The organism is Streptomyces sp. WELS2, from assembly GCF_013870595.1.
Taxonomy (GTDB): Bacteria; Actinomycetota; Actinomycetes; order Streptomycetales; family Streptomycetaceae; genus Streptomyces.
The window spans coordinates 1-3,819 of record NZ_JACBWZ010000620.1 but is presented as its reverse complement, the minus strand read 5'-3'; the positions used below and the strand labels follow the sequence as shown (position 1 = coordinate 3,819).

Annotated in this window: 4 protein-coding genes and 1 pseudogene; all 5 read left to right on the top strand. The window is 72.5% G+C overall.

Annotation, left to right across the window (positions count from 1 at the left end):
• On the top strand, window positions 1-368 hold a 368-nt coding region (locus tag H5J33_RS26860), incomplete at its 5' end, for an STAS domain-containing protein (RefSeq protein ID WP_220212782.1).
• Window positions 365-772, top strand: coding sequence for an ATP-binding protein (locus tag H5J33_RS26855; RefSeq protein WP_181797429.1), 408 nt, complete (start codon window positions 365-367; stop codon window positions 770-772). The genes H5J33_RS26860 and H5J33_RS26855, both read left to right, overlap by 4 nt.
• A gap of 4 nt (window positions 773-776) precedes the next feature.
• On the top strand, window positions 777-1,979 hold the full coding sequence (locus H5J33_RS26850) for a PP2C family protein-serine/threonine phosphatase (RefSeq protein WP_181797428.1): 1,203 nt from the start codon (window positions 777-779) through the stop codon (window positions 1,977-1,979).
• Window positions 1,980-2,119: 140 nt separating this feature from the next.
• Window positions 2,120-2,884 carry an SDR family oxidoreductase gene (locus H5J33_RS26845; RefSeq protein WP_181797427.1) on the top strand — a complete coding sequence of 255 codons (765 nt, stop codon included), beginning with the start codon at window positions 2,120-2,122 and terminating at the stop codon, window positions 2,882-2,884.
• Between the two features lie 45 nt (window positions 2,885-2,929).
• Window positions 2,930-3,819, top strand: a pseudogene (locus H5J33_RS26840) (hypothetical protein); the annotation flags it as partial.

Sequence of the window (3,819 nt, the reverse complement as noted above, 5' to 3'; positions counted from 1 at the left end):
CGCCCAGATCCTGTACGCCGCTCCCTCGGACCCGTCTGGAGACCAGCATGACGCTTGACGTGTCGCTCACCGTCCGGAACTCCACTGCCCGCCTCACCCTGGCGGGCGAGGCCGACAGCACGGCCGCGCCGCACCTGGCGACCGTCCTCGACGGCCTGTCGAGCGAGCACCTGCTGCGCCTCGAACTCGACCTGTCCGACCTGACCTACCTGTCCTCGGCGGGCCTGCGCTGCCTGGTCTTCGCGCATCAGCTCCTGGGCCGCTCCGTCGAGATCGTGGTGATCAACCCCTCGGACGAGGTGCGCCGGACCATCGAACTCACCGGATTCGACCGCAGCCTGACCGTGCGCCGGGAGCTGAACGCGTGAACCTGCGCTTCACCCTGGACGGCTCCGGCCCGGTCTCCACCGAGGTCGGCACCATGGTCCGCGCCCTGGCCACCTGCGCCGACCTGGACGGCAGGACCGCCTACCGGCTGCGGCTGGCCACGGACGAGATCGTCACGAACATCGTCGTCCACGGCTACCGCAGCGGCGGCGGGCCGATCTCCTTGTGCTACGGCTACGACGCGACCCGCGCCTGGGTGGAGATCGAGGACGAGGCACCGCCGTTCGACCCGCGCCAGCACGATCCCCTGCCGCGGCTGGCCGCCGGTACCGCGGCCGGGAAGGTGGGGGGCTTCGGTCTGTTCCTGGCCATGCGCAGCCTCGACGACTTCCGCTACCGCTACACCGGGCGCCGCAACCACTCTGTCCTGACCGTCCTGCGGTAGCCGGATGCCCAGGGAACGAGTGGTGGTGGTCGCCGAGAGCCCGGACGGTGACGGCGTTCTGGTCGAGGGCCTGGAGCAGGCCGGCTACACGGTGGAGCGCGTCCCGCCCGGACAGGCGGTCCCGTCGGCCGCCGCCGCCCCCGACGCGGTGCTGCTCTGCGCCGACCTCGGGCTGAAGCGGATCGCCGGGCTCGGCCGGCTCTTCCCCAGCGCGGTCCTGGTGTACCCGGGGCGGAACGTGCGGGCCCTGGAGCTGTGTGCGCAGGCCGGCTTCGACTTCGTCGTCCCGCCCTACCTGCCGGCGCTGCTGCGCAACCGGCTGACGTCCTCACGCGAACGCGGCCAGCTGGCGGGACTGGTGCAGGCGGCGGCCGCCGAGGCGACGCTGCGCGCCCACGAACGGGACCTGCTCCTCGCCCAGCACCTGCAGCAGGGGTTCCTGCCCGAGCGGCTGCCCTCCTTCCCGGGCTGGGAGCTCGGTTTCCGCTTCCGGCCCGCCCAGCACATGTCCGGTGACTTCTACGACGGCTTCGAGCTCCTCGACGGCAGGAGGCTCGCCTTCGTGGTCGCCGACGTGTGCGACAAGGGCCTGGGGGCGGCCCTGTTCATGGCCATCATCCGCACCCTGCTGCGGCACGCGGCGGAGGACGCGAGCACGCTGTCCGTGGCCGGCGCCGACGCCATGCCGGCCGGCGCCGCCGGGCACGTCCCGGTGCCCCCCACCCTCGGGCTGGGCGCGGGCCCGCTGCTCCAGGCCGTGGCCGCCACCAACAGCTACCTGGCCCGGCACCATCTGCGGCAGGCCTACTTCGCCACGCTCTTCTTCGGTCTGCTCGACCCGGTGCGGGGCGACGTCCTCTACGTCAACGCCGGCCACAACCCGGCCGTCTTGATCCGCCCCGGCGGCCGGCGGGAACTGCTGCACGGCACCGGTCCGGCGGTCGGGATGATGGTGGACAGCACGTACGCCATCGGCCATACCCGCCTTGAGCGGAACGCGACGCTTTTCCTGTACACGGACGGCGTGGTGGAAGCCCGCTCCCCCGACAACACCCCTTTCGGAATGCCGCGGCTGCTGGAGCTGCTGGGCCCCGCGGAAAGCGGCGCCGCCGTCCTGCAGACGGTCGACGAGGCGCTCGCCCGGCACGTCGCGGGGTCCCCCGCATTCGACGACGTGACGATGATGGTGCTGCGCCGCGACGGGTGACTTAACGACCTCTCCCCGGCAATGCGGGAATCCCTGGAAACCTGCGCCTGACGGGACGTAATGTCACATGAGATAAGTCCGCCCCGTGCAAGCGTCCGGGAATAGACTCCGGGCGCCCCGTGAAACAGGGAAAGGCATCCATGGAAAACAAACCGCTCAGCGGCAAGAGCGCCGTTGTCGTCGGCGGATCCCGGGGAATAGGCCGCGCGATCGTCCAGCGCCTGGCGGCCGACGGCGCGGGCGTGGTGTTCAGCTACCTCCGCAACGACGAAGCGGCACGGGAGACGGAGCGCCTGGTGCGCTCCGGTGGCGGCACCGCCTGGGCGGTGAAGGCCGACTCCGGCGACCTCGGCGCGCTTCAGGCACTGTTCCGGGAAGCCGACAAGCAGTTCTCGGAAGCCGGCCTGGAGGGCCTGGACATCCTGGTCAACAGCGCCGCGATCCCGATCATGACGCCCATCGGCACCACTACGGAGGCGGACTACGACCGGGTGATGGACGTGAACGCCAAGGGCCCCTTCTTCGCGATGCAGTACGCATCCGCGCGGATGAACCAGGGCGGGCGCATCGTCAACGTCTCGTCCGTCACCACCCGTTGGCCGCGGGTGCCGGAGGCCGGCTACATCGCGAGCAAGTCGGCGCTGGAGGCCTTCACCCGGGTGGGCGCGCGGGAACTGGCCCCCCGTCAGATCACGGTCAACACGGTTTCGCCGGGACCCAGCGAGACCGAGATGCTGATCGGCTCCACCACCGAGGAGATCCGGCGGCAGGTGATCGCGGACACTCCGCTCAGCCGGCTCGGCCGACCGGCCGAGATCGCCGCCGTCGTGGCCTTCCTGGCCGGCCCCGACGGAGCCTGGGTCACCGGCCAGAACATCCGCGCGGACGGTGGCCTCGTCTACTGACCCGCCGCTCCGCGAACGTCCCACGCCGACGCAGGGGGAACCACCATGCACCACGACGTCCTGGCACACATCGAGCACCTTCACCGGATCCGCGAAACCCTGGCAATCACCGGCTGCGGGCCTGTCGTCGTCACCGGTGCGCCCGGCTCCGGGCGCACCGCCCTGCTGCACCGGCTGACGGACGAGCTCGCCCGCGACGGCCACCGGGTGATGACGGTCGACCCGGCCACGGACCCAGCGGCCGTGAGCGCTTTCCTCGCCGGAGACGCCACGGGCAGCGGCCCGGTGTCGCCGGTGCTGGTGCTCGACGACGCGCACCGCGCCGGCCACGCCCTGGTGCGCCGCCTGCGCGCCGCGCACCTGCACGAGGGGGCGGCGGTCGTGGTCAGCAGGCCGGATGACGTCCCCGAGGGGCCGTTGGACTGCCTGCGCTACCTGCCCGGCGCCGTGTGCGTGAACCTGCCTGCGCTGAACGCCGAAGAGATCGGCCGGGTGCTTCACGACCTCGCCGGCGCTCCGGTCCCCGCCGGGCTGGCGCCGGCGCTGCGGGCGGCCACCGGTGGGAACGTGGCACTGCTGGCCGAGTTCCTGCGCAGCGGGGTGACCGTGGAGGGCTCCCCGTCTCCCGGCCGGCGGGCGGGCACGCTCGGGGACGGTGCCCGCGTAGGGCTGGCGTCCGCGCTGGACGCCGCCTGGCGGGCGCTCGCCCTGGAGCAGATGGACCTGCTCAGCGGGCTCGCCCTGCAGATGGACCCGACCGTGACCGCCGCGGCGGTGCGTGCGTTCCTCCTGCTGCTGCGCGGCGAGGCCGCGCAGGGTATGGACCTGCTGGACGCCTTCGGCGGCGCGGACCTGCCCGATGAGGCGGGCACGCCGCACTGGGTGGTCCTGGTCCGGGCCATGCTGGTCGGTCTGGGGCTGCGCGACGCCGAGGC